Origin of the sequence: Pantoea sp. PNA 14-12, assembly GCF_004364735.1 — a bacterium.
Classification (GTDB): Bacteria; Pseudomonadota; Gammaproteobacteria; order Enterobacterales; family Enterobacteriaceae; genus Pantoea; species Pantoea stewartii.
This window is the reverse complement of sequence record NZ_SOAJ01000001.1, coordinates 590901-616977: the sequence shown is the minus strand read 5'-3', so window position 1 is coordinate 616977 and position 26077 is coordinate 590901. Positions and strand designations below refer to the sequence as shown.

Below are 26077 nucleotides of genomic sequence, written 5' to 3'. Positions count from 1 at the left end.
TTCATGCCACCTGGCTCTGTTCTTGTTTACGCCTGCACGAACAGACATGACAGCCTGCATAATGTAAAAAAAATGTTTTATCAATCAGTTACAACAATCAGACGATATTGTATTTATGAGATTTTTACCGAACTGCGACGCTCTCCTCAGCTACTATTCACATCCGTGATTAATTAATATGACTGAACTGACATAGTTAAACAGCCTGCGTTGCCCACGCTAACAGCAAGTGGTCTTTCGTGTGATATACTCACCGATTGCTGCGCGTAAAGATTGTAGAGACGATGTTAATCACCAAGGAGAAATTCATGAGCGATGAAGATTTCGCTACCTCGCAGGAAACGCAAAAATTATCTGATGAAGTGGCTTGCCTTAAGATGATGATTACTTTGATCCTGAAAGGGATGGGCCAGGCTGATGCTGGAAAAGTAATCATTAATATGGAACGTTATGTGAAAACACTGGGCGAAAAGCCGCAGGCAGACGTGTTCAGTAACACCATTAAACAAATCAAAGCGGCTTATCGCCAGTAATGGCTTGTGCTGCCCCCGCCCGGGGGCAGCGCGCTAACCGTTCGAATGCCAGTTAACGGACACGCCGAGTGAAGGCAGCACCTCTTCCGGGCTGAAACGCCGCGTACCACGGTATTTCTCTGCCAGCGCAGGTTGACTGACGGGGATACGGATGGCAAAGAGATTATCCTCTGACAGAATTAAACCCGGCGTCAGAGGTTCATAGACGACCTGATGTTCTTCAAACATTTTTTCCAGCATCGGCGTAGCCGAACTGATAATGCATTCAATGCCGTTCAGCTCCGCCAGCTGTACCGCATGCCACAGAATATTGAGCGGTAGCTCAGGATCCACTTCCAGTCGTGCAGAGAAGCGGGACATTTCCCAGACCTTTTCATGATCGAACGGCAAAACAATGCCTTCCGTTTGCTCGGGTTCCGTCCAGGGCATCAGGCGGGCGCAGCCGCTAATGCCGCTTCGCACGCTCCAGGCGATTAACCAGGTCACATCAGAGCGGTCATACCGGTCATATTCTTGCCCTGGTGTACTCAGACGCGGTGGAATCGACCAGCCTTCACCCCGCGCAAACACGCTGTAACGGTAGCTGCCAAGTTCGGCAAGCAAAGAGGATGGCATATCCTTTAACTGCGTTTGAACTATTTTCATCATGCGCCTCTGACATCCCCATGTTTGCAATGATTTCTATGCGCCTGCCAAAAGCGCACCCGCGCAGGGTAGAGAAGTCCCTTTAGGTAAGGAACTACTAAAGTTGGCAGTTGCTTTTCTTTTAAATCACACCAATTGCTGCGGCATAGCAGGCAATCTGCGTTTTATTGGAAACATTAAAACGTTTTTTCATATTTTTTTGGTAAAAATTTACGGTGTGTTCAGAAATCGACAAAATAAGTGAAATTTCCTGAGAGGTTTTTCCCTCTGCGGTCCATTTCAAAATTTCCAGCTCACGCTGGCTGAAATCATTTCCCTGAACCATCAGCGCTTCATCATTGAGGCGTTCAAGTAAGCACAAGCTTTGCTCGGCGAGGAAGTGCAACTTTACCTCCAGCTCCACTTGCCGACAGTCAGTAATAAAGGGACGATGCGAACCTATAGATAATATACCAACGGCTCGATTTGACGCCATTGCAGAACAAGAAAATCCGCTCAGCAGCCCAAAATTACCCGCTTCTTGCCACATTTCCTTCGCCGAGCAAAAGAGTTCAGGTGTCCATTCCACCCCCTTTCCAGCACGCAGGCAGCGCTGCAACACGGGGTCAATGGCATAATAATTCCGTTCCTTATAACGTTTAATCCACGCTTCGGGGTAAGTATCATGCAAATAAACTCGCGGACGCGTAAAAGGAACGCGATGCTGGATAAAAAAAGCGAAAAAATCGAAGCCCAGTGACTGGATATAATCCTGTAAAAGCCCCTTTAATTGCGGAGCTGCCGTTAATACCTGAAAGTGCTGTTCGACATTTTCACGCCAGGAAAAATAATCTTCACCTATCATATTGCCTCAAATTCAACAACTTGCCGGGTGTTTCTGATTAACACGTTATGTAATTAATTTACTCTTTGTTGCGACGTCATAAAAAGCATTATTTTCATTCTGGCGACAACGACCTGCAGAGAAAAGGATAAAAATACAGGGTAAGCAAACGCTTCGGGATAACTCAGGCGAGTGCAACAGAGGAAATAATAAGATTTTTCTTATATTTTTTCAATCATTTAACATAGCCATGATCAACAAATCTCACTCGATAAGTTGCGCCCGGCAACTTATTATGCTGAAAAAAAACGCAGATCATATCTTGTAAAACACGATGTCTTTTTCAGGCAATCACCGCCGCATGTTTTCTGCAGTCAGGCAGGGAAAGCACCCCTTTTCTGGTACGCGTTTTACCCGGATCTTTTGGTCCTACAAAAGATGGCTTATGGCTCTGCGTCGTAGGGCAGACGGCCGTACAAGGCCTGTTGAACGGCCAGCATAACGGCACTGCCCGTCTTTACAGGCAAGACGCCTGGCGGATGGCGCAGACCGGTGACCGCTGTCATTTTGGCCTGGTGCGGGCTTGTACAGATAACTTATTTAATAAATAGCGCATCTGAAAAGAGAAAAATAATTATTTAACGACACTGTCATCCTCCTTTATTTATGTACAGATAACTCAAATTTATCGCCCTGTTAAAACGGCATCATTCACCCAGTCAGGTAATAATAATGCAGTATACTCTCTCAATTTGGTCATTTAGCAGGCAATGAACGGTGATAACACCGGGTGAATGATTTAAATAACACTGACGCCATGAGAAAAAATAAGCAGATGTGACACCCTTTTTAAAACAGTAAAAAAGCAGAACAGAAGAAAATAATATTAAACCCACGACACAGTTTTACGGTGAAAGTAAAGGTTAATCTCACCTGCAATAACCCGCCCCCCGCATGCCCAGATGAAAATGTGTAGCATGCGCGCGATTATAATCAGGCCCAAGCGCATTACCAAAAAAGTTACAACCCGATCGCCATAATGCATGAAGTAATAGTGATTTCTGGCCAGGTTGTTGCCAGTTTTTTCCTGGCACCAACCACTCGCCGTTAGCAAGCTGGTAGGCGGTAATATCCCAGGCATCCGCGCTGGCATGTTCACTCAGCCGTCCGGTGGCCTGATGGTAGATGTTGCGGCAGGCATAACTTCCGACATGTTCAATTCGGGTCAGATCACTGCCAGACAGATGTAACATTTGCTCGCGGCTGTAAGCCACGTACATTGTAGCCGCAACGGCCATTGGGCAACTGGCGAGGAAACTGCTGCTGAGCGAGACGGGCCCAAAATTTTGCAGCCTGAGGGGGCCGGACAACGGACAGGCCCCTGTCACCGCCGGCCGTTGACTGAAACGTACAACGCCGGCCTGCTGTGCACGCTGCATCACGTCAAGACAGGCGGCGGGATCAGTTTGCAGTCTTTTGAGTTTTAATCGCGTCATCCAGCCCGGCGGATCCGTTACAGAGAGTGGCGTAAAGGGATTAAATTGCGCAGGAAGGTGCTGTTTTAACCATGGCAAACTCATCCACCCCACTCCGGTCATGATGATAAGCAGAACAAGTGTGCGCATAGAACCTCTGTAGCTGAAAGAAGCTGTACGGAGGTAGTGTAGAAGCACACGGCAGGATACGCTTAAAAGATGACACAGGGTGATGAAATATTACTTAATCTGACGTAAAAATCGCCAACGTTAAGTGAAAGCGCCGTTTTAATGCCAGCGTTGTCCGATATTGTTAAAAAACAATTACCGTTTTCATTAACACTTCCACTATCTTATGCCAAATTGCTCCCGGCAATCCGGTATTCTCAACAGCCACCAGAGCTGACACAACATCAAGACAGGAAAGACACTTTCATGGTTGATCAATCTACTCAAACGCAGGCGAGCTCACAGGGCGATGACACGCTGCGACGTAATCTTCATAACCGACACATCCAGCTCATTGCTATTGGCGGTGCGATTGGCACCGGTTTGTTCATGGGCTCGGGTAAAACAATTAGTCTGGCAGGACCTTCGATCATTTTCGTTTACATGATCATCGGCTTCATGCTGTTTTTTGTCATGCGGGCAATGGGTGAATTACTGCTGTCGAATCTTGAGTATAAATCCTTTAGCGACTTTGCGGCTGACTTACTGGGTCCCTGGGCCGGCTACTTCACCGGCTGGACATACTGGTTCTGTTGGGTTGTTACCGGGATTGCCGACGTGGTGGCTATAAGCGCCTACTTCCAGCTCTGGTTTCCCGGCTTTTCGATCTGGATGAGCGCACTACTATGTGTTTTTGTTTTCCTGGCCTTAAACATTGCCACGGTGAAATTATTTGGCGAGATGGAGTTCTGGTTTGCCATCATCAAGATCGTGGCGATTGTCGCGCTGATCATTACCGGCATTGTATTGGTGTCCATTCATTACCCGTCGCCGGGTGGTGGCACCGCTGCACTGAGTAATATCTGGGATCACGGGGGGCTTTTCCCGAAAGGACTGAGCGGATTCTTTGCCGGATTCCAGATCGCCGTCTTTGCGTTTGTCGGTATCGAGCTGGTGGGTACAGCGGCGGCCGAAACGCATGACCCGCACAGGGTTTTACCGCGGGCCATTAATGCCATTCCGCTGCGCGTCATTATGTTCTATGTTCTGGCGCTGCTGGTGATTATGTCCGTTACCCCGTGGACCGAAGTGATGGCCGATCGCAGTCCGTTTGTGGAAATGTTCGTGTTAATTGGCCTGCCAGCTGCGGCCAGCATTGTTAACTTCGTGGTCCTGACGTCGGCGGCATCCTCAGCCAACAGCGGTATTTTCTCCACCAGCCGCATGCTGTATGGTCTGTCGCAGCAGGGCGTTGCCAGCCGTGCTTTTGGTCGTTTATCGTCACGCGCGGTGCCCACGACCGGCTTGTTCTTTTCCTGCTTCTGCCTGCTGTGTGGTGTGGCTCTGATTTACCTGATCCCAAATGTGATGACGGTCTTTACGCTGGTGACCACCGTGTCTGCCATTCTGTTTATGTTTGTGTGGACCATTATCCTGTGCAGTTACCTTGCATATCGTAAAAAATTTCCGGAACGTCATGCCGCCTCGACATTTAAAATGCCTTTAGGCAAATTCATGTGCTGGGCATGTATGGCGTTTTTTGTCTTTATACTGGTGCTGCTTACACTGCAGGAAGACACGCGACAGGCGCTCATGGTCACGCCGTTGTGGTTTATCCTGCTCGCCGCAGGCTGGCAACTGCGTCGACGCACGCGTCGTTGATATAGAGACTGAAAAAAGCCCGACGCACGTCGGGCTTTTTTATAACCGCTCAAGTATACGATTGACGCCGCGGCGCAGGGCCCGTTCACCAGACGGCAGGCGCTGTGGCTGCAAATCAGGGCTTTCCGCCGTGCCCAAACCAAACGTAAACGTGTAATGGCTCCCTTCTCCCATACGCAAATCTGCAATGGTGACCTGCCCGTCACGCTCATCCATGGCATAAAAGCCATGGCTGAACCAGGCAACACGTTCTGCCAGCCAGTTTCCTTTAAACGGGACGAATAGCTCAGGATGACGCGGCCGCCACGTTACCGTGACAGGACGAGCAGGCGACAGCAAAGACCAGTAAGCCTCGCCATAGCGGTCAGGCGTGATGATGACGCTGCGCCAGACCAGCGTATTGAATGCCGTTGGGGTGACCAACACCTTGTCAGTCGCCACCCCCTGCTGTTCGAGTGAGTGTTTAATGTGTTCATCAGCCACCTGCTGAATGACCATACTCCAGGCAAGGTAGCCGGTACTGAGTGCCAGCCCCGCGTGATTCCAGCGTAATCCCCGTCTGTTACGCCGCCACAAAGCGACACAGAGCCCGATGATAAGCGGCAACGTATAAAGCGGATCGACGATGTACATGCTGCCAATCGCATAAGGATGATCGGTGAGAGGCAGCCCAAGCTGAGTGCCATAGACTGTCATCAAATCAAGAAGGGGATGCGTGATCAGCGCCAGCCAAATAGCAGGCCACCAGGCGATCCATGTCACGCCGGATTTGAAAAGCCGCGCGACCAGCGCGGCGAGCAACGGTGAACACAACGTCAGATAGAGTAAGGCATGGCTTTCAGTCCGGTGCAGCGTCATGTTGCGGATAGCATCACCGTGGTCGATAAACACATCCAGATCGGGCAATGTGCCACTGATTGCGCCTACCGCCGCGGCTTGCCAGGCAGGTACGCGCCGCCCCATCACAGCCAGCGCCACGGATGCGCCCAGAACACATTGTGAAACAGAATCCATCACGCCACTCCCTTGTCTGTTACAGGGCTGAGTTTGATCGCGTTTTATTAACGAACGCGAATGCCTTCAATAATAATGCGCTGAACGTTCTCCACCGTTTCCTCGAAGAAAACAGGATTGCTGAGCTGATTCCCCGTGATCGCTTCGACCTGGCTGGCAAAGTCAGCATAATGCTGTGTCGTCGCCCACAGCATAAAGATCAGATGCTGAGGCGCAATCGCCGCCAGCCGTCCTTCAGCTATCCAGCGCTCAATTATCGCTGTTTTGTCGTCCATCAACGTCTTCAGATCGCCGGCCAGTTCACCTTTCAGCAAGGGCGCACCCTGCAGCATTTCCAGGCAAAACAACTTTGATGCCTGTGGATAATCGCGAGAAACCTCCAGCTTAAGGCGAATATACTGACGCACGGCGCGCAACGGCTCCTGCTCGTAAGTCAGGGCACGTAGCGGTGCCAGCCAGACATCCAGGATCTCTTTTAATACGGCAATATAAAGCGCTTCTTTAGAGGGATAGTAGTACAGCAAATTGGTTTTGGAGACGCCAGCCTGCTCCGCGACTTTCTCCAGCCGCGTCCCGTGAATACCAAACTGGGAAAAACAGGTCAGGGCAGCCTGCAGAATTGCCGCACGTTTCGCTGCAACGGCGACCGCACGACGCGTTGGCCCGGGCGTAGCCTTTTTCATACGTATCTCCTTCACGTTACCGTTACGCATCACGGCAACAGACTGTTTTCAGGCGTTAACGTGCCGACAGCTGTGATATACGGCGCAGGGAAAGGGCCACACTGACAGGGCCATAAGCACTTATTCTCGCGCCACTATTCATCGGAAGAGGCCGATGGCATGCTACGTTTCCAGCGCAACTCGCTGACAATGACCCCGCAGACAATCAGGATACCGCCAAGAATGGCAGCGGCCGGCAGACGCTCGCCTGCTAAACGCCCCACCACACCCGCCCAGACCGGTTCACCGGCATAAATGACCGTGGCGCGTGTCGGTGATACGCTGCGTTGAGCCCAGTTCATTGTTACCTGTATCAGCGCACTGGCTGTGCCGAGCCCGACCGCGCTGACTAACAGCGGGGTCGATAACGCAGGCACGGATTCACCATTCGGGATCATAAAGCAGAAGGCACACAGTGAAGCGACAGTCAGTTGAATGAAGGTCACCCGACGCACATCAACCTGACCGGCAAAACGACTGATAAGAATGATTTCTCCGGCAATAGCCAGCGTGCTGAGTAACGTCGCGGCTTCCCCTTGATTCAGCGCAATTCGGCCATCCTGCGGCCCCGCGACCAGAATCAATCCGCAGAACGCCAGTGAAATACCCAACCACGCCATCAGTTTTGGCGGACGGCGCAGAAACAGCCACTGCAACAGCGGCACCACGGGAACATAAAGCGCGGTGAGAAACGCTGACTGACTGCTGGATATCGTCTGCATGCCCCAGGTTTGTAAGCCGTAGCCCCCCGCAATCGTGAGGCCGATCATCGTGCCCGCTTTGACTTCGCGCCAACAGACGGCAGCAAGATAGCGGCGGAAAAAAAACGCCAGTAACAGCGCAGCGGTAGCAAAGCGTAAACCGACAAAGAAGAACGGACCTGAATAATGCATCGCCTGATGCACGACCAGAAACGTTCCCCCCCAGATTACCGTAATAAAAATAAGGACCAGTTCCTGACGCGTAATACCGACGGTCAGTTTGCGAGTCGTATCCGACATAATTCACCTGTATCTGTTTTCAGGCGCTATTGTGATCAGTGCTCCGGGCGAATGCAATTCCGTTTGCTGCCGCGTGACTGTCGCCTCGCATCAGGCGGCACCCCGTCGCCTGACAAGGTCTGGGCTGGAGCGATAACAGGTGAACATACCTGCACCGGTTTGCGATCTTCTGATGCATGAACGTTCAGTGCCACATCGCTTCACGTGAGGCGGCTTGATGTTCATCGAAGGACATGTGCGTGAAAGCCTGTGTGACATTCCACCTTTTAGGTCTCTGGATCGCTGAAAATTACATTTAGAAACAGACTCTACGCTAAGAATTGACTTAAAAGACGACGATTAATCCTTAAAAAAATCCATTCTCAGCATTTTCAGTGTCGTTACGCTGACTGTCTGACCGGTGATTTCTCACAGTCAGGTAAAGCTCTTCTATACTTTTCGATGTGTTGACTAACTCCCGGAGAGATCAATGGCTAAGATTCTGGTGCTTTACTATTCAATGTATGGACACGTTGAAACCATGGCGAACGCTGTCGCGGAAGGCGCACGCAAGGTGCCTGGCGCCCAGGTAGATGTGATGCGCGTCCCCGAAACCATGGATGCACAACGCTTTGCGGAAGTTGGCGGTAAAACTCAGCAATCCGCGCCTGAAGCGACGCCAGAGATACTGCCTGACTACGATGCCATCATCGTGGGCACCCCTACCCGTTTCGGCAACATGTCAGGGCAGATGCGAACATTCTGGGACCGGACAGGCGGCCTGTGGGCCTCTGGCGCGCTCTACGGCAAAATTGCCAGCGTCTTTACCTCCACCGGTACCGGAGGAGGACAGGAGCAAACCATTACGTCTGTCTGGACCACCCTCGCCCACCACGGCATGGTCATCGTGCCTATCGGCTATGGCACCAAAGAGATGTTTGACATTTCTGAGGTCCGCGGCGGTACGCCTTATGGCGCCACTACGCTGGCCGGTGGTGACGGTTCACGTCAGCCAACCCAGGAAGAATTGATTATTGCCCGTTTCCAGGGCGAACACGTTGCCGGGCTGGCAGCAAAACTTAAGGACTAACCTTCCAGAAGGAGATCAGTATGTCGACGAATCAGTCAAAAGCACATCACGTAGGTGAATGGGCCAGTTTGCGTCACACCTCGCCCGAAATTGCCGAGGCCATTTTTGAAGTCGCAAACTATGACGAGCGCCTGGCGGAAGAGATCTGGCGTCAACAGGGAAGCGATGACGTATTAATCCGCGCGTTTGAAAAAACCGATCAGGACGTCCTCACGTGGGACGACAAAACGGTTGAGCGAAAGAACGTCTGACGGCATGGCGGGCCTGGCCCCGCCCTTTTTTTTATCGTTGACCACGGAGAATTCTATGTCTTCCTATCAAAGCATCAACCCGGCAAACAATCAGTTAATGAAAAGCTGGCCTTCCCATGACAGCGCGGCCGTGACGCAAGCGCTGGAAACGGCGGATCGGCTGTTCCACTCTGCCTGGAGTAAAGGCGCTATTCAGCCACGACTTCAGGTATTGAAAAAACTGGCTGATCTGATTGATGACCGTGCGGAAGAACTGGCGACTATTGCCAGTAAAGAGATGGGCAAGCTGATTGGCCAAAGCCGTGGCGAAGTCAAAATCTGCGCGCAAATCGCCCGCTATTACGCTGAGCATGCAGAACGTATCCTGAAGCCACAACCTTATGAAAGTGAGTTGGGCGACGCCTGGGTTGAGTATCATCCCATTGGTGTGCTGGTTGCGGTCGAACCGTGGAACTTCCCCTACTACCAACTGATGCGCGTGCTGGCACCAAATCTGGCACTGGGTAATCCGGTACTGGCTAAACACGCCAACATCGTGCCGCATTGTGCCGATGTCTTCGAAAAGCTGGTGAAGGAAGCGGGCGCGCCTGAGGGTGCCTGGACCAACCTGTTTATCTCTACCGATCAGGTTGCGGAACTGATTGCCGATGACCGGGTACAGGGCGTGGCTCTGACAGGATCCGAACGGGCGGGAAGCGCCGTTGCTGAACAGGCTGGTAAGCATTTGAAAAAATCCACGCTGGAGTTGGGCGGGAATGACGTCTTTGTGGTCACGGAGGATGCCGATCTGGATGAAGCCGTTCGTCAGGGCGTGCAGGCGCGACTGAGCAACTGCGGTCAGGTCTGTACAGCAGCCAAGCGTTTTATTCTGAACGAGAAGATTGCGGATACCTTTATCGATAAATTCAGTGCGGCGCTTAATGCAGCGGTGTTGGGCGATCCGCTGGATGAGAAAACTACTCTGGGACCGCTTTCGTCGGCTGATGCGCGCGATCGTCTGGTTAAACAGGTTGATGAAGCCGTCGCAAACGGCGCTAAGCTGGTCACAGGTGGTAAAGCGGTGGCGGGCGTAGGATGCTATTACCAGCCCACGCTGCTTACCCATATCACCCGCGATAACCCTGCCTATTTTCAGGAGTTTTTTGGCCCGGTGGCGCAGGTTTATGTGGTCGCCAGTGATGACGAGGCGGTGGCCCTGGCCAATGATTCACACTATGGGCTGGGCGGTTCCGTGTGGACACGTGATATTGCGCGTGGCCGTAAACTGGCCTCCGCCATTGAAACGGGCATGGTGTTCATCAACTCGCAGAGCGACACCTCTGCGGAGCTGCCTTTCGGCGGTGTGAAGCGTTCTGGCTACGGACGCGAACTTTCGGATCTGGGTATCAAAGAGTTTGCGAACCAGAAACTGGTGGTTGTGGCCGGATAAGCGCAGCCTGAAGCGTAAAAAAAACCCCGTCTTAACGGGGTTTTTTGTTTTCAGTGACCGAAAGCTATTAGTTGGCTGCAGCGGGCTGCTTCGCAGGACTGTTATCTGTTTTATTTTGCGCGTTGGCGACGTTTTCCGCTTTGGCTTTGTCATCCGCTGCTTTCTGGGCAGCAGCCTTATCAGCGCTGGCCTTCTCATCCGCCGCCTTTTGCGCAGCGGCTTTATCCGCGGCGGCTTTATCAGCTTTCGCTTTCTCGTCAGCCGCTTTGTCCGCCTTTACCTTATCGTCAGCCGCTTTCTGGGCAGCAGCGCTATCAGCCGTCGCCTTATCGGCGCTGGCTTTATCGTCAGCTTTTGACTCCGCAGGATTCGCCGCGCCCGCGTTGGCACTGGCCGCTGGCTGCTCTGCCGCCGCCGGTTGCAACGCGGTCCCCTGCAGCGCGCTGTTCAGCACCTGGGTAAACTGCTCCCAGCTGCAGTAACCGTTCGCGTCAGTCGGGCAACCCGCCAGTTGCAGGGTGACGCGCTTCGGTGGCGTTTTCAGACTTAACACCTGGGCATCGCGCAACTGATCGGCGGTCTGATACACGTATTCCATCTTCAGCAGGTCTTTGTTGTTTTTGGCATCATGCCAGCGTTCAAACACCACCTGTCCACCGATGGGCGTTTTCTCATAGGTCTCTGGCAGATCATAAGGTTTGACCTGTAAGGCGCTCAACAATGACGCTATGTTGGAGTCATGCCCTACCATCAGGGTCACTTTGGGTGAGTCAGCTTTATCCTGATCGATGAGCTGGCTGCGGATATAGTCCACCAGCGGAGCCGCGACGTTGCGTGCCACATCTGGTGTGGTAAACAGCGTGTCCTGATAACCGTTTTTGATCGCTGACAGTGACTGCCACTGCTCAGGGGTTTTAATTTGCCCCCAGGCAACCTGATCCAGCGGGAAGCCTTCGTAATATTGCAGCGTAAAGGCATCCATAAGGGAATTCCCCACTTTCAGCGGTCCGTTCACGCCAGGCTCTTTGCCGTTTTCAACAATAAAGGTATTTTGCCCACTGCTCAGATCGCACTGCTTTTTGTTATTACAGGCCGGAGAAGACTTGTAGTCGACAATTTTGTCCAGACGCTGATACGCTGGCTTCAGGGCCAGCTTCTCATTAGCGGCAGTCATGTCCGCCAGCGCTTTTTTGATGAATTCTTCATTGCCGTCGGTGATCACGGGATTAAATACCGGATCCATGCTGCCCATTTCATCCTGATGGGTCACCGTAATATCACAGCCCGGGAAGGCACCATTTACAAAAAACTGGGCCGTCGCTACGGTACGTTGCAGGCTGTTTGCGTAGACAAACACACTGTTGCTGTCCGGACAGGCGCCGTTCTTCACCAGGCCCTGCTGCGCAAGCCACTGGCGCGTGTAGTTACCCATATAGACTTCCAGCACGCCACCTTTGGTGGTCAGTTGCCCGCCGGGCACCTCCCACTCTGGCCAGCTTTTTTTGGTGGACTGTGCCAGTACGCTACCGTTATCCGCAAGCGGCGCACGCAGATTATGGCGGCTAAACATCAGTACCTGCTGGAGCTGCATCTCGTTATCCGCGGCGTGGGCCAGCGTCCCGATCGGTAATGCAGCGAGTACCGACAATGCGCAAAGACTCAGTTTCTTGATCATTGTGCCTATTCCATTCATTCAGTAAAAAAACACTCTGGCTATCAACCGATTAGCTCGCCATAGAGCGACGTGACGGATAGTGTAACTCAGCTTGCCCCTGAAAAGCGCCAGGTGACAGTAAAAACAATTACTGGACTATAGCAGAGATACCGGACGCGGGTAAAAACAGTCCAGTTTACTGAAAAGGCAGGGATAATAATGAAGAAATGTGTCAGGCACGTAAAACGAAACAGGCCAGCACGCTGTGCTGGCCTGTGAATGTGGCGGAGGAAGAGAGATTCGAACTCTCGGATGGTTTCCCATCGGCGGTTTTCAAGACCGCTGCCTTAAGCCGCTCGGCCATCCCTCCGGGTTGTCATACTACTGCAAAGGCAAGATGCGATAACGCTGTCTTGCCACTTCACTCTTTAAGAGATGAAGTGGCGGAGGAGGAGAGATTCGAACTCTCGGATGGTTTCCCATCGGCGGTTTTCAAGACCGCTGCCTTAAGCCGCTCGGCCACCCCTCCGCAATGACGCGCACTATAAACATCCCCTATGGAGATGTAAAGCCTGTGATAATCCGTTCGCCTGAAAAACAGTCAAAAAAGCGTTATTCGTTGTCAAAATCGCCAGTGTGCTCAAAGAATTAGCGTTTTTTTCGCGTAAAGAAGGGTAAAACCTCTTTTCCCGCTTTATCGCGCTGCGTATTCTCAACGCATATTTGGTGTTCTGCCTTACAGGAGCGCAACATGGACAGAATAGTTTCATCATCATCGCGACAGTCATTACTGAGTACGCACAAGGTCCTGCGTAACACCTATTTTCTGCTGGGCCTGACCCTCGCCTTTTCCGCGCTGACCGCAACAGCGAGTACACTGCTGGCCCTGCCCGCCCCGGGTTTGATCCTGATGCTGGTGGGCTTCTATGGTCTGATGTTCCTGACCTACCGTCTGGCTGACAGCCCGGCGGGAATTTTAGCTGCTTTCGCATTTACGGGCTTCCTGGGCTACTGTCTGGGTCCTATCCTGAGCACCTATCTGGCCGCAGGGATGGGTGACGTGATCGCCCTGGCGCTCGGCGGAACGGCACTGGTGTTTTTCTGCTGCTCTGCCTATGTGCTGACGACAGGACGGGATATGTCCTTCCTTGGCGGCATGATGATGGCGGGCTTTGTCGTGTTACTGGTCGCCGTGGTGGCGAACCTGTTCCTGCACTTGCCAGCGCTGCAACTGGCGATTAGCGCCCTGTTCATTCTGTTCTCGGCGGGGGCTATTTTGTGGGAAACCAGCAACATCATTCATGGCGGCGAAACCAACTATATTCGTGCAACGGTCAGCCTGTATGTTTCCCTCTATAACATCTTCGTGAGCCTGTTAAGCATCCTGGGTTTCTCACGCAGTAACTAACGCACTGCAGGTAAACTGAAAAACCCCGCTCAGGCGGGGTTTTTGCTTTTTCTGTGGGGCCAGTTTGGTAAACTGCAGCCCGAACGAATCTGAGGATGCACTATGAATTACAACGGTGACGAAATTGCTGTCGATGCCGAAGGTTATCTGAAAAACCATCAGGACTGGAGCGAAGGCCTGGCGCTGCAGATTGCGGCAGAAGAAGCCATCACCATGACAGATGCCCATTGGGAAGTCGTGCGCTTCGTACGCGACTTTTATCTGGAATTTAATACTTCCCCCGCCGTAAGAATGCTGGTGAAGGCGATGGCAAAAAAGTATGGCGAAGAAAAAGGAAACAGCCGTTACCTGTTTCGCCTTTTCCCCGAGGGCCCTGCTAAGCAGGCAACCAAAATTGCCGGTCTGCCAAAACCGGCAAAATGCCTGTAATCAACCCGTGGTGAAGCCGTGCGGCATGTCAGCGACATGATGCGGCTCCACCAGGACCTTTTCTACACGGGCTGTGCGCGGCCCGCCCGCTTTTAACCAGTCAAGTAATGCATTGACCTGTTCGGCATCGCCGCAGGCCAGGACTTCCACACGACCATCTTCAAGGTTCCGTGCGTAACCCTGCACGTTAAGTGTGTTTGCTTTCGCCTGGGTGCTGTAACGGAAACCCACGCCCTGCACCGTGCCCTGTACCCAGGCTTTGTAACAGACCTTCGCCATGGCCTTCTCCTGCCTTTCGTTGCAATTTGCCGTTATCCACTGGACAATAGCGCCTCATTTTTTCAGGTAAGCATAGCAAATATGACCGTTCGATTGATTCTCGCGAAGGGACGTGAAAAGTCCCTGCTCCGTCGCCATCCCTGGGTTTTCTCTGGGGCCGTTGCTCGTCTGGAAGGCAAAGCGCAACAAGGTGAAACCATTGATGTCTGTGACAGTAATGGCAAATGGCTGGCTCGCGCCGCCTATTCACCGCAGTCACAGATTCGCGCCCGCGTCTGGAGCTGGCAGCAGGACGAATCCATCGATATCGCCTTTTTCGTGCGGCGTTTTCAGCACGCGCTGGTATGGCGTGAATGGCTGGCTGAGCGCGATGGGCTGGACAGCTATCGCCTGATCGCTGGCGAGTCGGATGGTCTGCCTGGCGTGACTATTGACCGTTTCGGACGCTTTCTGGTGCTGCAGTTATTATCCGCCGGCGCAGAATACCAACGCCCGGCTATCATTTCAGCGCTGCAGCAGTGCTTTCCGGATTGTGCTATCTACGATCGATCTGATGTCGCTGTCCGTAAAAAAGAAGGGCTGGAACTGGCGCAGGGCACCGTTACCGGTGAGTATCCTCCCGCACTCTTGCCGATCACCGAACACGATATGAAACTGCTGGTGGATATTCAGGGTGGGCATAAAACAGGCTATTACCTTGACCAGCGCGACAGCCGTTATGCCACACGGCGCTATGCCAAAGATGCTCGCGTGCTTAACTGTTTCTCCTACACCGGTGGCTTTGCCGTATCAGCGCTAATCGGCGGTTGTCAGGAAGTTATCAGTGTAGATACGTCTCAGGACGCGCTGGATGTTGCACGACAAAACGTTGAGCTGAATAAGCTGGATCTCGCGCGTGCTAAATTTCAGCGCGATGATGTCTTTAAACTGCTGCGCCGCTACCGTGATGAGGGTGAAAAATTTGATCTCATCATTATGGATCCGCCTAAGTTCGTGGAGAATAAAAGCCAGCTCATGGGAGCCTGCCGGGGCTATAAAGACATTAACATGCTGGCCATTCAGTTACTGAATCCCGGCGGAATATTGATGACCTTCTCCTGTTCGGGATTAATGGCTACCGACCTTTTCCAGAAAATCATCGCAGATGCCGCACTGGATGCCGGCCGTGACGTGCAGTTTGTTGAACAGTTCCGCCAGGCGGCCGATCATCCCGTGATTGCAACCTATCCTGAAGGACTTTACCTGAAAGGCTTCGCCTGCCGCGTCATGTGACTTGAAATGACTGTCCCTGCCCCCATATAACAGGCAGGACAGTTTTTTTCGGAGGTCATCATGATTGCCAGTAAATTTGGTATTGGTCAGCAGGTTCGTCATCGCCTCTCCGGCGTGCTGGGTGTCATTGTCGATGTCGATCCTGAATACGCGTTAGATGAGCCGCACCTGGATGAAATTGGTGCCGCCGATACCATGCGCAGTGCGCCCTGGTATCATGTGGTGATGGAAGATGAACAAGGCAGTCAGGTTCATACCTATGTGGCTGAAATTCAGTTGGCCGGTGAAACCAGCCCGGAACATCCTGAGCAGCCCTCAATGGATGAACTGGCCGCCTCGGTACGTAAACAGCTTCAGGCTCCTCATCTGCGCCATTAACAGCGGGCGGCAACGGTGTTGCCGCGCCTGATATTAGTGTCCCAGCCCTAGTCTCGGGATCTCGATTTTGGGGCAACGATCCATAATCACCGTCATTCCCGCATCCTGGGCCAGCACGGCGGCCTGCTCATTGATTACCCCAATTTGTAACCAGAGCGAATCGGCTCCGGCAGCGATGGCTTCCTGAGCCACTTCCCATGCCGCCTCTGAATTGCGGAACACATCCACCATATCGATTTTTCCCGGCACCTCTGCCAGCGATCCATAGGCTGTCTGCCCTAACAGGGTTTTGCCTGACAGCTTCGGACTCACCGGAATAACCTCATAGCCTTGATCAAGCAGATACTTCATTACGCCATAACTGGGGCGTTCCGGACGATCACTCGCCCCCACCAACGCGATGCGTTTTGTCCGGGTCAGTACGTCACGAATAGTCTGATCATTCATGTCCATCTCCTTTCACTTTAATCTTTAGTGTAGATGAGGCGTTACAGAGTTCGCACCTGGCGTAAAGACATATTGTGCCGCTTCGCTCGAATATATATGTATAATTGTAAACTTAATGCCATAATGTAAAAAATTGCTACATCCACCCACTTTTGACCGGAGTCGAAATGAAGCTGTCAATGGCTGTAACGGGGTTTATTGCCCTCCTCGTTTCGGCGTCCTGTTCTGCAATTACGTTAAAACTTGATCCGCAGATTACGCTAATGGTACTGGACGGGCGTAAGATATCAGGCTCTCTCTTGAAAGGGGCCGACAGCCTGGAGCTTGAACGGGGTCAACATCAATTTTTATTTCGGGTAGAACAACCGGCAGATCCGCGTAAGACGGCGCTACCGGGCTACCAGTCCGTGCCCATGATCGTGGCATTCACTGCGGCGGCAAAAACCATCACGATTCGCCTGCCACCGCTGACCAGTGCGCGCGAGCGACATAACTTCGACCGAACGCTGGCCTTCAGGCTGGTGGACGAGAAGGGCAAAGAAATATTCAGCGTGCGCGATCGTCTGCCCACCAGCCCGGGCGTGGACATCGAAAAAGCCATGGTTAAGTATAATCGCATGGGCCTGGCGGCCTCTGTGCCGCAATTCGCGAATCTTACCGCGCCCTCTCCTTCCGCCCAACTGACGGCGGACCTCGCCTGGTCCGTTCAGAGCACAACGCCTTCAATTCAGCGCTGGTTTGAACGTTTTGATGAAGCAACCCGCCAGCAATTTATCAATCTGGTCAAAATGCTGCGGGCAAGTTGATAGACAGAAAGCGTACAAGGTAAACTGCGGCAACGGGCTGTTGGGCTCACTGGCATCAGGATGCTGTTATGGACTACACCGTACGAACGCTTGGTCAACAAAAACATATCGCGCTGGTCGCCCATGACCATTGCAAAGCTTCTCTGCTGGACTGGGTTACACGAAACCAATCCGCACTTGAACCCCATATTCTTTACGCAACCGGGACGACCGGTAATCTCATCAACCGTCACACCGGTCTGAACGTGAACGCGATGCTCAGTGGCCCGATGGGCGGCGATCAACAGGTCGGTGCGCTCATTGCCGAAGGCAAAATAGATGCGCTGATGTTTTTCTGGGATCCGCTTAATGCCGTGCCTCACGATCCTGACGTTAAGGCCCTGCTTCGTCTGGCGACAGTGTGGAATATTCCGGTCGCCACCAATCGGGCAACGGCCGATTTTATTATTCAGTCACCGCTTTTTTCGCAGACAGTGGACGTGCGAATCCCGGATTACGCGCGCTACCTTGCCGAACGCCTGAACTGATTCAGGCTTTACGTAATACGGGTACATCCAGTGCCCGGAACGCATCGACAAAGACTGAGGGTTGCTGTTTATCGAACAGCAACCAGACCTGTTGCCGCGCGCGCGTCAGGGCAACATACGCCAGCCGGCGCTCCTCTGCATCGGGGAAGTCTTCGGGCTGCGGCAGCAGCCCCTGCTCCATAATGGACTCACGCTGCGGCGCGGGAAACCCTTCTTTGCCTTGCTGCAGACCCAGCACAATGACGTAATCGGCCTGCTGACCTTTACTGGCATGAATGGTCATAAAATCGATACGCATTTTTGGCCAGCGGGTTTTTGCTTTATCCAGCAGTTCAGGACGCAAATAGTGATAGCGAGCCAACAGCAGTACGCGCTCATCCGCTTTAACATAACCGCTTAGCTTGTTAAGAAGTGCCTCAAGCTGATCGTGCGGGAGCAAAGCAATCGACTTTTTATTCCCTTTCGTCAGACTGTTTAAGGGCTTACGCAGTTGATGCGGATTTTGCTGGATAAACCGATTCGCCACTTCACCAATACGATCATTGAAACGATAGGTCGTATCCAGCACACAACGATCGCCCTCACCAAAATAGTGATGGAATGCCGTTGTCAGACTCATCTCTGCGCCGCTGAACCGGTAAATTGCCTGCCAGTCATCGCCCACCGCAAACAATGTCGTGCGTGTGTTTTGCTGACGCAGCGCGCTGAGTAAAGCCGCGCGTTGTGGCGAGATATCCTGAAATTCGTCAACCAGAATATGCTTCCAGGGGCTGACAAAGCGGCCCTTTTCAAGGATCGCGATGGCCTGATGAATCAGCCCGGAGAAGTCGACTGCGCCCTCGTCCTTAAGCGCACTTTTCCAGGCCTTCAGAAGGGGTGCCATCAATTTAATCCGCTTACTGAATACGTCGCGCAGCGCGTCAGGTACATCCTCAATCATGGCGGCCTGCGCGCCGCCATGCATCCGCATCAGGCCAAGCCAGCGTTCAAGACGAGACGCCAGGCGCTGTGCTAAACGATCATCCTGCCAGAAAGGGCCTTCGCTGACCTCCCACTCCAGTTCATCACGCAACCATTGCCGCCAGCCATTCGCCTGGGCTTTCTTTTCATTACACTGCTGGCGCCAGTGGTCGATCAGCCATGTCCGACGCGCGTCGGCATCGCTTTCGAGTTTACTGATGACCGGCTGTTTATGACTTCCTTCCCGAATGATATGCAGGGCCAGCGCATGAAACGTACGCGCCTGGATATCCCCGGCCCCTAAGCGGCGTTGAATACGGTCATTCATCTCTTCCGCCGCATGACGACCAAATGCCAGCAACAAAATCTGATCGGCAGCGGCCAGTCTGCGCTGTAACAGCCACCCCGCGCGGGCCACTAATACTGACGTTTTGCCGCTGCCAGCGCCCGCCAGCACCAGCACAGCGTCTTCGCCGTTAACCACCGCTTCTGCCTGTGACTCGTTCAGCGGGGTGGATTCCACCGTGGCGAAAAAATCCCGGTAGCGGGTCAACATGGCCGCCGTCCAGTCACGATTGCGCTGCGTCATCGCCGTCTCGACTTGCTGCAGCCAGTATTGGCAAAATGCCCAGTTTTCACGGCAGGAATCAAACTGCTCAATGCGGGAAAGCGGCAAAGGTAACGCGTCAAACTGTTTGCGGATCTTATCTTTGATCGCCTGAAGTTCGCTGCGCTTCAGCCAACGCTCCTGTTCGCTGAATCCCTGAATGTCGTCGCGCAGCGCCTGTAAAACCGCCGCGCATACTTCACTCATTTCCTGACTCCAGCTTTGCCACGACTGCATGAGGTAGTGGAAAAAACGCTGCGTCTCCTGCCATTCCGTACCGTGCAAACGCACAACCTTGTTGTCCGCCAGTAAGAATTCCAGTTCACCCCACACCATTCCCCGTTTACAGGTGATGTCGGACAACTGATTGAAGGGGATCAAATATTCGTGTTTGTCGCCGCTGACCTCAACGCCCGCGGATAACAGGCGAACACGATGATAAGGATGCTGGGCAAGCCGTTTGCCCATGGATGTTGCTTTAAGTTCCACGCCGACACCAACGACCGAGATAGAGAGTAATCGGAGTTTACCTGTCAGACTCTTGACGCTCCAGCCTTAAAACACGCTAAACTTGGCGGCACAGATTGCGGAGTGCAAAAGGAAAAGCCTGTTATGCGTACTGTTTTAAATATTCTTAATTTTGTCCTGGGTGGATTTTTCACCACGCTGAGTTGGTTATTCGCCACGCTCATCAGTATCGTCCTGATCTTTACCCTGCCCTTAACGCGCTCCTGCTGGGAGATCACTAAGCTGTCATTTCTGCCGTTTGGCAATGAAGCGGTCCATGTTGACGTTCTGCGCCCGGAGAATAAAAGCTCTATCATGAACACCGGCGGCACGTTTCTGAACATTTTCTGGTTTATCTTTTTCGGTTGGTGGTTATGCCTGTCGCACATTTCTGTCGGCATCGTGCAATGCATCAGCATTATTGGTATTCCGGTGGGCCTCGCCAATTTCAAGATTGCCGCCATTGCACTCTGGCCGGTAGGACGTCGGGTCGTCTCTGTGGAAGAGGCGCGTGCCGCGCGTGATGCCAATGCCCGCCGCCGCTATTAGTATGCTGTCCGGGTGGCGAAAGTATCTTTTTAACAGCACCTGGCGTTATCTGCTGCGCATTCTGTTTGCCTTATCAGGATGTGCGGCTGTGCCCTGGATACTGCAGCAAATTGAGTGGACGATTCCGTTAACCCTCGGCGTGGTTGCCGCCGCGCTGGCCGATCTGGATGACAGGCTGGCCGGGCGGCTTAAAAACCTGCTGATTACCTTACTTTGTTTTTGCATCGCTTCGGTTTCAGTAGAGCTGCTGTTCCCGCATCCGTTGGTATTTATTATCGGCCTGGCAGGTTCAACATGGGGATTCATTCTGTTAGGCGCGCTGGGACAGCGCTATGCCACCATTGCATTTGGCGCCTTACTGATTGCCGTTTACACCATGCTGGGCATTGGGTTGTTCTCACAATGGTATATGCAGCCCATGCTGCTGTTGGTTGGGGCACTGTGGTATAACCTGCTGACGCTGCTGGGCCATTTAATGTTTCCGGTTCGTCCGGTGCAGGAACAACTGGCAGCCAGTTTTTCACAGCTGGCCCACTATCTGGATGCCAAAGCCAATCTGTTTGATCCTGACGCGGGTGAACAGGATGATGCTGCATTTGTTAAAGCCGCGATGGTAAACAGCCAGCTTGTTGCACAGCTCAATCTGACCAAGACCACCTTGCAAAGCCGTTTACGAGGTGACAGAGGCTCACGCGGTACCCGACGCAGCCTGCACTATTACTTCGTGGCTCAGGATATCCATGAACGCGCCAGCTCTTCGCATCTGCAGTACCATCTTCTGCGTGGCGACTGGCGTTACAACGAGATCCTGTTTCGCTTTCAGCGTTTACTGAATATGCAGGCACAGGCCTGTCGCCAGCTTGCCCGGGCGATTCTGCTGCGCGAACGCTGGGAACATGATGGCCGCTTTGAGCGTGTTTTTGAACGTCTGGAAAATGCGATTCACCGGCTGGCGCAGAGCGAGCCGGATGCCGCCCACACCGGTGCACTGCTTTGGCTGCTTCGCAACCTGCAGGCCATCGATGCACAACTGGCCTCAATCGAAACCGAGCAGGCGCAGGCAGTTGATCCGCAGCACAGCGACAACCTGCTGTCACGCGAAGAACTGAGTGGCTGGAGTGATATTAAACTGCGCCTCAGCCTTCACCTGAGTCCGGCCTCTGCCCTGTTTCGCCACGCCGTACGCATGTCGATTGTGATGTGTGTGGGATACGGATTTATTCAGATTACCGGGCTGGAGCGCGGCTACTGGATCCTGCTGACCAGTCTGTTTGTTTGCCAGCCTAACTATAGCGCAACCCAACGCCGACTGGCGCTACGCATTGGCGGCACGCTCGCGGGCATTGCGCTTGGACTGCCCCTGCTCTGGCTGGTCCCTTCCATTGAAGGCCAACTGGTCTTGATTGTGGTCACGGGCGTCATGTTCTTTGCGTTTCGTCAGGTGCAGTATGCTCATGCAACCTTGTTCATTACTCTGCTGGTGTTGTTCTGTTTTAATTTGTTAGGCGAAGGCTTTGAGGTGGCCCTGCCCCGGGTAGTGGACACGTTACTGGGCTGTGCGCTGGCCTGGCTGGCCGTCACCTTTATCTGGCCAGACTGGCGTTTTCGCCAGCTTCCGGCGGTGGCGACGCGCACACTCAATGCCAATTGCCGTTATCTGGATGCCATTATGGAACAATACCATCAGGGCAAAGATAATCGCCTCGCTTACCGTATTGCCCGCCGCGATGCACACAATGCTGACGCGGAACTGGCCTCCGTCGTGTCGAACATGAGCAGTGAAACCCGTACCAACCCTAAGCTGCGGGAATCGGCCTTTCAGCTACTTTGCCTGAACCACTCGTTGCTCAGCTATATCTCCGCGCTGGGGGCGCACCGCGATAAAGTCACTGATCCAGCGCTGCTGGCGCTTCTCGACGACACGGTGTGCTATGTCGAAGATGTGCTGCAAACCGACATCGTCAGTGACAGCCGGGCTGAGGAAATGCGTCGGGAACTGGAACAACGCCTTACCCGGTTTACCGCCGGGTCTGATTCGCCTACGCCACTGGTACTGCAGCAACTTGGGTTACTGGTTGCCTTGCTGCCGGAAATCGCTCGCCTGCGGCGTGCTTTAGGTTCTCACTAAGGCCCTTTCTTCGCCTCTTCCACTGTTTTGAGCGCAGCCTGGTACCATTCACCCAGCTCCGCTTTAACCGTTGGCGGGAGAGCGGCTTCATGATGACCCGAAATAGCACCCTGAAGCGCCAGCAAGGTTTTGAAACCGAGGTGCTGGTTATAACGTTTTAGTTTTAACCAGCACGCCCTGGCTCCGACCTCGTGCAGGTGTTTAACGCTGCAAATGCCTATCTCATGCAACATCATTTCCAGCCGTAAGCTGACATTAGGCAGATCTTTTAAACGCACCCGGCCTTGTCGGTCATCCTGTTCCCGACGGGCGGTCTGTAGTGAGGCCGCTGAGAGCGCAACCAGATGCTCCGGGTCACACCATAAATTTTCATCGACCCTGAAATAATTCAGGCTGACCGGCATACCGCGTTTGCGAAAAATAAGCGGCTCCAAGGGGCGTTTAGCCACATATTCCCGCAGGGCTTCGCTGGCGCGCAGATAAAGCTGATCGTCTTTTATCAAGGCAAACACGACGCGCTCAACAGCTAAGGCGTAACCGCCAAACTGAGTACGGGATTCGACATTACCTAAAGATGCCAGTTGTTGTTTTGATCGCAAAACGACCCGCTGTTCTTTCTTCATATCATCACCTCCTTGTAACAAAAACCTGTTAAAAACGTTACTATTCAGTCGGTTAGAAGATAAGAAAATTCAGTTGCAGGTTCAATGAATAAATCACTTTGGCGTCAACATTATGCGAATTTTGCGAGGCATTTTCAGAAATTCAGGTTGATCTTTATCCAGGATGTCATTACTGTATATCCATACAGTCAACTGCTGAGTGATTAATTTATGCGCACCCAACATCCCCGTAATGTATGCCCGACTCACCGTTACGCTTCGCCTTCTGACCCCGCTTCTCAGAGCGGCTGGATTACTGAATTGCGCTATAGCGAAAAACCGGGAATGATGCAGATGCTGCTGTTACCGTTGCTTCAGCAACTGAGCCAGCAATCCCGCTGGCAGCTTTGGTTAACACCGGCGCATAAGTTGAGTCGGGTCTGGATGCAGGAAGCAGGCTTGCCCCTGGAGAAAAGTATGCATATCGCCGACGCTGAACGTTACAACGCCGTCGAGGCCATGATTAAGGCCCTGCGTACGGGAAATTACAGTGTCGTTTTAGCCTGGATTCCCTACGATCTGGATGAAGATGAGCGTCGGGAACTAGAGCTCGCTGCGGCTGAAGGTGAAGCGTTAGGACTCATCCTGCGCTCGGGTGAGTCCTCTAAAACGCCAGTCAGACCAGAAAGTCGGCTAAAAATTCAGTCTGATTTGTTTCATTAAGTAAAAAATGAGATTTATCTCAAGAAATTTTTTCTCTCGCGTTGGGCTAAGACACTGATTCTGCTCCTGCCAGTAATGACAATGGCTTAGCCCCCATTTTGCGGGTTACCCCCATCACAGAAGTTCACCCTAAATTGTTAGAATTTATGTATAAAACACTGTTTTTTTACATAAGTGCCTCACATCACACTTGTAAGTTTCCAATCTCGTTGTAGACTTTATCTCGCCAGGGTGCTCAATAACCTCCGTTTTTTGCGGTAGAGTCATAAGCGAGCGTTTTGACCCGGCGAAGGATTAAACCAAGAGCAACCTTTATGCTCATTGCCTATTTGGATGATAACGAGGCGCAAAATGAAAAAGACAGCTATCGCAATTGCAGTGGCACTGGCTGGCTTCGCTACCGTAGCGCAGGCCGCCCCTAAAGATAACACCTGGTACACCGGTGCTAAACTGGGCTGGTCTCAGTATCACGACACTGGCTACTACGGTCACGGTTACCAAAATAACGACGGCCCAACTCACGAAAGCCAACTGGGTGCTGGCGCATTCGCCGGTTACCAGGCTAACCCATACCTGGGTTTCGAGCTGGGTTATGACTGGTTAGGCCGTATGCCTAACAAAGGCAACCAGGTTAACGGCGCTTTCAAAGCACAGGGCATCCAACTGGCTGCTAAACTGAGCTACCCAATCGCTGACGATCTCGACGTTTATACCCGCCTGGGTGGTATGGTATGGCGTGCAGATTCTACCCAGCAAGTAGTTGGCGGCAACCGCATCAGCGACCACGACACCGGTGTTTCTCCACTGGCAGCGGTTGGTGTTGAGTATGCTCTGACCAAAAACTGGGCAACCCGTCTGGATTACCAGTGGGTGAACAACATCGGTGACGCACAGACCGTTGGTGCTCGTCCAGACAACGGCATGCTGAGCCTGGGTGTTTCTTACCGTTTCGGTCAGGATGATGTTGCTGCGCCAGCTCCGGCTCCAGCTCCAGCACCAGCGCCAGTTGTTCAGACTAAGCGCTTTACTCTGAAATCAGACGTTCTGTTCACCTTCAACAAGTCAACTCTGAAGCCAGAAGGTCAGCAGGCTCTGGATCAGCTGTACAGCCAGCTGAGCTCAATGGATCCTAAAGACGGTTCAGTCGTTGTTCTGGGCTTCACCGATCGCATCGGTTCAGAGCAGTACAACCAGAAACTGTCTGAGAAACGTGCTCAGTCTGTAGTAGATTACCTGGTATCTAAAGGTATCCCTGCTAACAAGATCTCTGCTCGCGGCATGGGTGAATCTAACCCAGTGACTGGCAACACCTGTGACAGCGTGAAAGGCCGTAAAGCCCTGATCGATTGCCTGGCGCCAGACCGTCGTGTAGAAATCGACGTTAAAGGTATCAAAGACGTGGTAACTCAGCCTCAGGCTTAAGTTATACGTGATAAAAAACCCCGCGCATGCGGGGTTTTTTTTGTCCTTTAATCCGGAGCAGGCCTGAATATTGCTCCGTAAACTACCCGTTGTCAGTATCCGACTTGCCCAGTATAGCCTGCAAATCCTGCTTCAGCGTCGACATCTGGCTGGCGTACTTTTCTTTGCGTTCGGCATCTTCAATTAGCTGCACAATCGTTTCAGACAGGGTGCAGTTGCGCCGTTGCGCCAGGCCGGCCAGCCGCTGCCAGACCAGATATTCCAGATCGATGGATTTTTTTCGTGTGTGCTGATGCTCGGCATTGAAATGCCGTTTTCGCCGCGCACGGATCGTTTGTTTAAGCCGGTTGTCCAGTTCGGGATGAATGTGTTGGCTAATCCAGTCGTTAACGTCGACGGGATTATTCTCCATCATTAACAGCTTATCGACTGCCGCCTGTGCCGCGCTGAGTTCAAGGTGACGCGTGATCAGTTCACCTTCCCGATGTTTTTTCACCAGGTATTTCCACTTCCATCCACATTCAAGATTTTCGAGCTGCTGGTATTTCATCGGAATCTCATCGTGATCACGTAACGAACTAAGAATA

General features: G+C 52.6%; 27 protein-coding genes and 2 tRNA genes. 15 read left to right on the top strand and 14 right to left on the bottom strand.

The features are described 5' to 3' along the window. Positions 1–308: 308 nt before the first annotated feature. Complete coding sequence (locus tag C7434_RS02985) at positions 309–533, top strand: DUF2594 family protein (RefSeq protein ID WP_006118773.1); 225 nt, start codon at positions 309–311, stop codon at positions 531–533. Between the two features lie 33 nt (positions 534–566). On the opposite strand, the gene C7434_RS02980 is transcribed toward C7434_RS02985, so the two are convergent. The 3 genes from C7434_RS02980 to C7434_RS02970 form a co-directional block, all read right to left on the bottom strand. Beyond that, a complete protein-coding gene (locus C7434_RS02980; protein WP_006118772.1) occupies positions 567–1178 on the bottom strand; it encodes an acyl-homoserine-lactone synthase in 612 nt (203 codons plus the stop codon). A 121-nt stretch (positions 1179–1299) separates the two neighbouring features. Continuing rightward, positions 1300–2022 (bottom strand): transcriptional regulator SdiA, encoded by a 723-nt coding sequence (sdiA, locus tag C7434_RS02975; RefSeq protein WP_033737592.1) that lies wholly within the window; start codon positions 2020–2022, stop codon positions 1300–1302. 908 nt (positions 2023–2930) lie between these two features. Then, positions 2931–3626, bottom strand: a complete 696-nt coding sequence (locus C7434_RS02970) for an extensin family protein (protein WP_033737593.1) — start codon at positions 3624–3626, stop codon at positions 2931–2933. 285 nt (positions 3627–3911) lie between these two features. On the opposite strand from C7434_RS02970, the gene cycA reads away from it, so the two are divergent. After that, positions 3912–5306 carry a D-serine/D-alanine/glycine transporter gene (gene cycA / locus C7434_RS02965; RefSeq protein ID WP_039341206.1) on the top strand — a complete coding sequence of 465 codons (1395 nt, stop codon included), beginning with the start codon at positions 3912–3914 and terminating at the stop codon, positions 5304–5306. A 39-nt stretch (positions 5307–5345) separates the two neighbouring features. On the opposite strand, the gene C7434_RS02960 is transcribed toward cycA, so the two are convergent. From C7434_RS02960 to C7434_RS02950, 3 genes are all read right to left on the bottom strand, one after another. Further along, complete coding sequence (locus tag C7434_RS02960) at positions 5346–6320, bottom strand: metal-dependent hydrolase (RefSeq protein WP_039341209.1); 975 nt, start codon at positions 6318–6320, stop codon at positions 5346–5348. A gap of 47 nt (positions 6321–6367) precedes the next feature. Beyond that, positions 6368–7003, bottom strand: a complete 636-nt coding sequence (gene rutR, locus C7434_RS02955) for an HTH-type transcriptional regulator RutR (RefSeq protein WP_033737596.1) — start codon at positions 7001–7003, stop codon at positions 6368–6370. A 134-nt stretch (positions 7004–7137) separates the two neighbouring features. Further along, entirely contained in the window at positions 7138–8043 is a 906-nt protein-coding gene (locus C7434_RS02950) for a DMT family transporter (RefSeq protein ID WP_133745123.1), read from the bottom strand. 469 nt (positions 8044–8512) lie between these two features. On the opposite strand from C7434_RS02950, the gene wrbA reads away from it, so the two are divergent. Genes wrbA through C7434_RS02935 form a run of 3 tightly spaced genes read left to right on the top strand, consistent with a single transcriptional unit; the run spans position 8513 to position 10792 of the window. After that, positions 8513–9112: an NAD(P)H:quinone oxidoreductase gene (gene wrbA, locus C7434_RS02945; protein WP_006118683.1), complete on the top strand. Its 600-nt coding sequence runs from the start codon at positions 8513–8515 to the stop codon at positions 9110–9112. A 20-nt stretch (positions 9113–9132) separates the two neighbouring features. After that, positions 9133–9363 (top strand): YccJ family protein, encoded by a 231-nt coding sequence (locus tag C7434_RS02940; RefSeq protein WP_006118682.1) that lies wholly within the window; start codon positions 9133–9135, stop codon positions 9361–9363. Between the two features lie 55 nt (positions 9364–9418). Further along, positions 9419–10792 (top strand): NAD-dependent succinate-semialdehyde dehydrogenase, encoded by a 1374-nt coding sequence (locus tag C7434_RS02935; RefSeq protein ID WP_133745122.1) that lies wholly within the window; start codon positions 9419–9421, stop codon positions 10790–10792. A 67-nt stretch (positions 10793–10859) separates the two neighbouring features. On the opposite strand, the gene agp is transcribed toward C7434_RS02935, so the two are convergent. From agp to C7434_RS02920, 3 genes are all read right to left on the bottom strand, one after another. Next, entirely contained in the window at positions 10860–12467 is a 1608-nt protein-coding gene (gene agp, locus C7434_RS02930; RefSeq protein ID WP_205956230.1) for a bifunctional glucose-1-phosphatase/inositol phosphatase, read from the bottom strand. 261 nt (positions 12468–12728) lie between these two features. Then, positions 12729–12816, bottom strand: a tRNA-Ser gene (locus C7434_RS02925). 71 nt (positions 12817–12887) lie between these two features. Next, positions 12888–12975 (bottom strand) — tRNA-Ser (locus C7434_RS02920). Between the two features lie 222 nt (positions 12976–13197). On the opposite strand from C7434_RS02920, the gene yccA reads away from it, so the two are divergent. Continuing rightward, positions 13198–13854, top strand: a complete 657-nt coding sequence (gene yccA / locus C7434_RS02915) for an FtsH protease modulator YccA (protein WP_133745120.1) — start codon at positions 13198–13200, stop codon at positions 13852–13854. Positions 13855–13956: 102 nt separating this feature from the next. Next, the gene (tusE, locus tag C7434_RS02910) at positions 13957–14283 is read left to right on the top strand and encodes a sulfurtransferase TusE (RefSeq protein WP_006118678.1); all 327 of its coding nucleotides are present in this window, start codon (positions 13957–13959) and stop codon (positions 14281–14283) included. On the opposite strand, the gene yccX is transcribed toward tusE, so the two are convergent. After that, complete coding sequence (yccX, locus tag C7434_RS02905; protein ID WP_110267704.1) at positions 14284–14562, bottom strand: acylphosphatase; 279 nt, start codon at positions 14560–14562, stop codon at positions 14284–14286. A gap of 81 nt (positions 14563–14643) precedes the next feature. Between yccX and rlmI the strand changes: the two genes are divergently transcribed. Next, positions 14644–15834, top strand: coding sequence for a 23S rRNA (cytosine(1962)-C(5))-methyltransferase RlmI (rlmI, locus tag C7434_RS02900; protein ID WP_033737601.1), 1191 nt, complete (start codon positions 14644–14646; stop codon positions 15832–15834). A gap of 60 nt (positions 15835–15894) precedes the next feature. Then, complete coding sequence (gene hspQ / locus C7434_RS02895; protein WP_006118675.1) at positions 15895–16212, top strand: heat shock protein HspQ; 318 nt, start codon at positions 15895–15897, stop codon at positions 16210–16212. A 33-nt stretch (positions 16213–16245) separates the two neighbouring features. Here the strand turns inward: hspQ and C7434_RS02890 are convergent, their stop codons facing one another. Beyond that, a complete protein-coding gene (locus C7434_RS02890; RefSeq protein WP_133745119.1) occupies positions 16246–16659 on the bottom strand; it encodes a CoA-binding protein in 414 nt (137 codons plus the stop codon). 167 nt (positions 16660–16826) lie between these two features. Here C7434_RS02890 and C7434_RS02885 point away from each other — a divergent pair, with 167 nt between their 5' ends. Next, positions 16827–17465 carry a DUF2057 family protein gene (locus tag C7434_RS02885; RefSeq protein ID WP_006118673.1) on the top strand — a complete coding sequence of 213 codons (639 nt, stop codon included), beginning with the start codon at positions 16827–16829 and terminating at the stop codon, positions 17463–17465. Positions 17466–17533: 68 nt separating this feature from the next. Next, positions 17534–17992 carry a methylglyoxal synthase gene (gene mgsA / locus C7434_RS02880; protein ID WP_039341234.1) on the top strand — a complete coding sequence of 153 codons (459 nt, stop codon included), beginning with the start codon at positions 17534–17536 and terminating at the stop codon, positions 17990–17992. Position 17993: 1 nt separating this feature from the next. Here the strand turns inward: mgsA and helD are convergent, their stop codons facing one another. Further along, positions 17994–20048 carry a DNA helicase IV gene (gene helD / locus C7434_RS02875; protein WP_133745118.1) on the bottom strand — a complete coding sequence of 685 codons (2055 nt, stop codon included), beginning with the start codon at positions 20046–20048 and terminating at the stop codon, positions 17994–17996. 123 nt (positions 20049–20171) lie between these two features. On the opposite strand from helD, the gene C7434_RS02870 reads away from it, so the two are divergent. Next, on the top strand, positions 20172–20615 hold the full coding sequence (locus C7434_RS02870) for a YccF domain-containing protein (protein WP_033737606.1): 444 nt from the start codon (positions 20172–20174) through the stop codon (positions 20613–20615). Beyond that, a complete protein-coding gene (yccS, locus tag C7434_RS02865; RefSeq protein WP_006118669.1) occupies positions 20596–22743 on the top strand; it encodes a YccS family putative transporter in 2148 nt (715 codons plus the stop codon). Before C7434_RS02870 ends, yccS begins: the two co-directional genes overlap by 20 nt. Here the strand turns inward: yccS and C7434_RS02860 are convergent. Then, positions 22740–23366 carry a TfoX/Sxy family DNA transformation protein gene (locus C7434_RS02860; RefSeq protein ID WP_133745117.1) on the bottom strand — a complete coding sequence of 209 codons (627 nt, stop codon included), beginning with the start codon at positions 23364–23366 and terminating at the stop codon, positions 22740–22742. The two genes, yccS and C7434_RS02860, sit on opposite strands and share 4 nt — an antisense overlap. 210 nt (positions 23367–23576) lie before the next feature. Between C7434_RS02860 and sulA the strand changes: the two genes are divergently transcribed. Further along, complete coding sequence (gene sulA / locus C7434_RS02855) at positions 23577–24068, top strand: SOS-induced cell division inhibitor SulA (protein ID WP_039341244.1); 492 nt, start codon at positions 23577–23579, stop codon at positions 24066–24068. Between the two features lie 351 nt (positions 24069–24419). Continuing rightward, on the top strand, positions 24420–25490 hold the full coding sequence (gene ompA / locus C7434_RS02850; protein WP_033737609.1) for a porin OmpA: 1071 nt from the start codon (positions 24420–24422) through the stop codon (positions 25488–25490). Positions 25491–25572: 82 nt separating this feature from the next. Here the strand turns inward: ompA and matP are convergent, their stop codons facing one another. Further along, positions 25573–26040: a macrodomain Ter protein MatP gene (gene matP, locus C7434_RS02845; RefSeq protein WP_146212551.1), complete on the bottom strand. Its 468-nt coding sequence runs from the start codon at positions 26038–26040 to the stop codon at positions 25573–25575. Positions 26041–26077: the final 37 nt, after the last annotated feature.

Coding starts and splice junctions, on each gene's coding strand:
- C7434_RS02985 (WP_006118773.1), top strand. CDS start 309: ATGAGCGATGAAGATTTCGCTACCTCGCAGGAAACGCAAAAATTATCT.
- C7434_RS02980 (WP_006118772.1), bottom strand. CDS start 1,178: ATGAAAATAGTTCAAACGCAGTTAAAGGATATGCCATCCTCTTTGCTT.
- sdiA (WP_033737592.1), bottom strand. CDS start 2,022: ATGATAGGTGAAGATTATTTTTCCTGGCGTGAAAATGTCGAACAGCAC.
- C7434_RS02970 (WP_033737593.1), bottom strand. CDS start 3,626: ATGCGCACACTTGTTCTGCTTATCATCATGACCGGAGTGGGGTGGATG.
- cycA (WP_039341206.1), top strand. CDS start 3,912: ATGGTTGATCAATCTACTCAAACGCAGGCGAGCTCACAGGGCGATGAC.
- C7434_RS02960 (WP_039341209.1), bottom strand. CDS start 6,320: ATGGATTCTGTTTCACAATGTGTTCTGGGCGCATCCGTGGCGCTGGCT.
- rutR (WP_033737596.1), bottom strand. CDS start 7,003: ATGAAAAAGGCTACGCCCGGGCCAACGCGTCGTGCGGTCGCCGTTGCA.
- C7434_RS02950 (WP_133745123.1), bottom strand. CDS start 8,043: ATGTCGGATACGACTCGCAAACTGACCGTCGGTATTACGCGTCAGGAA.
- wrbA (WP_006118683.1), top strand. CDS start 8,513: ATGGCTAAGATTCTGGTGCTTTACTATTCAATGTATGGACACGTTGAA.
- C7434_RS02940 (WP_006118682.1), top strand. CDS start 9,133: ATGTCGACGAATCAGTCAAAAGCACATCACGTAGGTGAATGGGCCAGT.
- C7434_RS02935 (WP_133745122.1), top strand. CDS start 9,419: ATGTCTTCCTATCAAAGCATCAACCCGGCAAACAATCAGTTAATGAAA.
- agp (WP_205956230.1), bottom strand. CDS start 12,467: ATGATCAAGAAACTGAGTCTTTGCGCATTGTCGGTACTCGCTGCATTA.
- yccA (WP_133745120.1), top strand. CDS start 13,198: ATGGACAGAATAGTTTCATCATCATCGCGACAGTCATTACTGAGTACG.
- tusE (WP_006118678.1), top strand. CDS start 13,957: ATGAATTACAACGGTGACGAAATTGCTGTCGATGCCGAAGGTTATCTG.
- yccX (WP_110267704.1), bottom strand. CDS start 14,562: ATGGCGAAGGTCTGTTACAAAGCCTGGGTACAGGGCACGGTGCAGGGC.
- rlmI (WP_033737601.1), top strand. CDS start 14,644: ATGACCGTTCGATTGATTCTCGCGAAGGGACGTGAAAAGTCCCTGCTC.
- hspQ (WP_006118675.1), top strand. CDS start 15,895: ATGATTGCCAGTAAATTTGGTATTGGTCAGCAGGTTCGTCATCGCCTC.
- C7434_RS02890 (WP_133745119.1), bottom strand. CDS start 16,659: ATGAATGATCAGACTATTCGTGACGTACTGACCCGGACAAAACGCATC.
- C7434_RS02885 (WP_006118673.1), top strand. CDS start 16,827: ATGAAGCTGTCAATGGCTGTAACGGGGTTTATTGCCCTCCTCGTTTCG.
- mgsA (WP_039341234.1), top strand. CDS start 17,534: ATGGACTACACCGTACGAACGCTTGGTCAACAAAAACATATCGCGCTG.
- C7434_RS02870 (WP_033737606.1), top strand. CDS start 20,172: ATGCGTACTGTTTTAAATATTCTTAATTTTGTCCTGGGTGGATTTTTC.
- yccS (WP_006118669.1), top strand. CDS start 20,596: ATGCCCGCCGCCGCTATTAGTATGCTGTCCGGGTGGCGAAAGTATCTT.
- C7434_RS02860 (WP_133745117.1), bottom strand. CDS start 23,366: ATGAAGAAAGAACAGCGGGTCGTTTTGCGATCAAAACAACAACTGGCA.
- sulA (WP_039341244.1), top strand. CDS start 23,577: ATGCGCACCCAACATCCCCGTAATGTATGCCCGACTCACCGTTACGCT.
- ompA (WP_033737609.1), top strand. CDS start 24,420: ATGAAAAAGACAGCTATCGCAATTGCAGTGGCACTGGCTGGCTTCGCT.
- matP (WP_146212551.1), bottom strand. CDS start 26,040: ATGAAATACCAGCAGCTCGAAAATCTTGAATGTGGATGGAAGTGGAAA.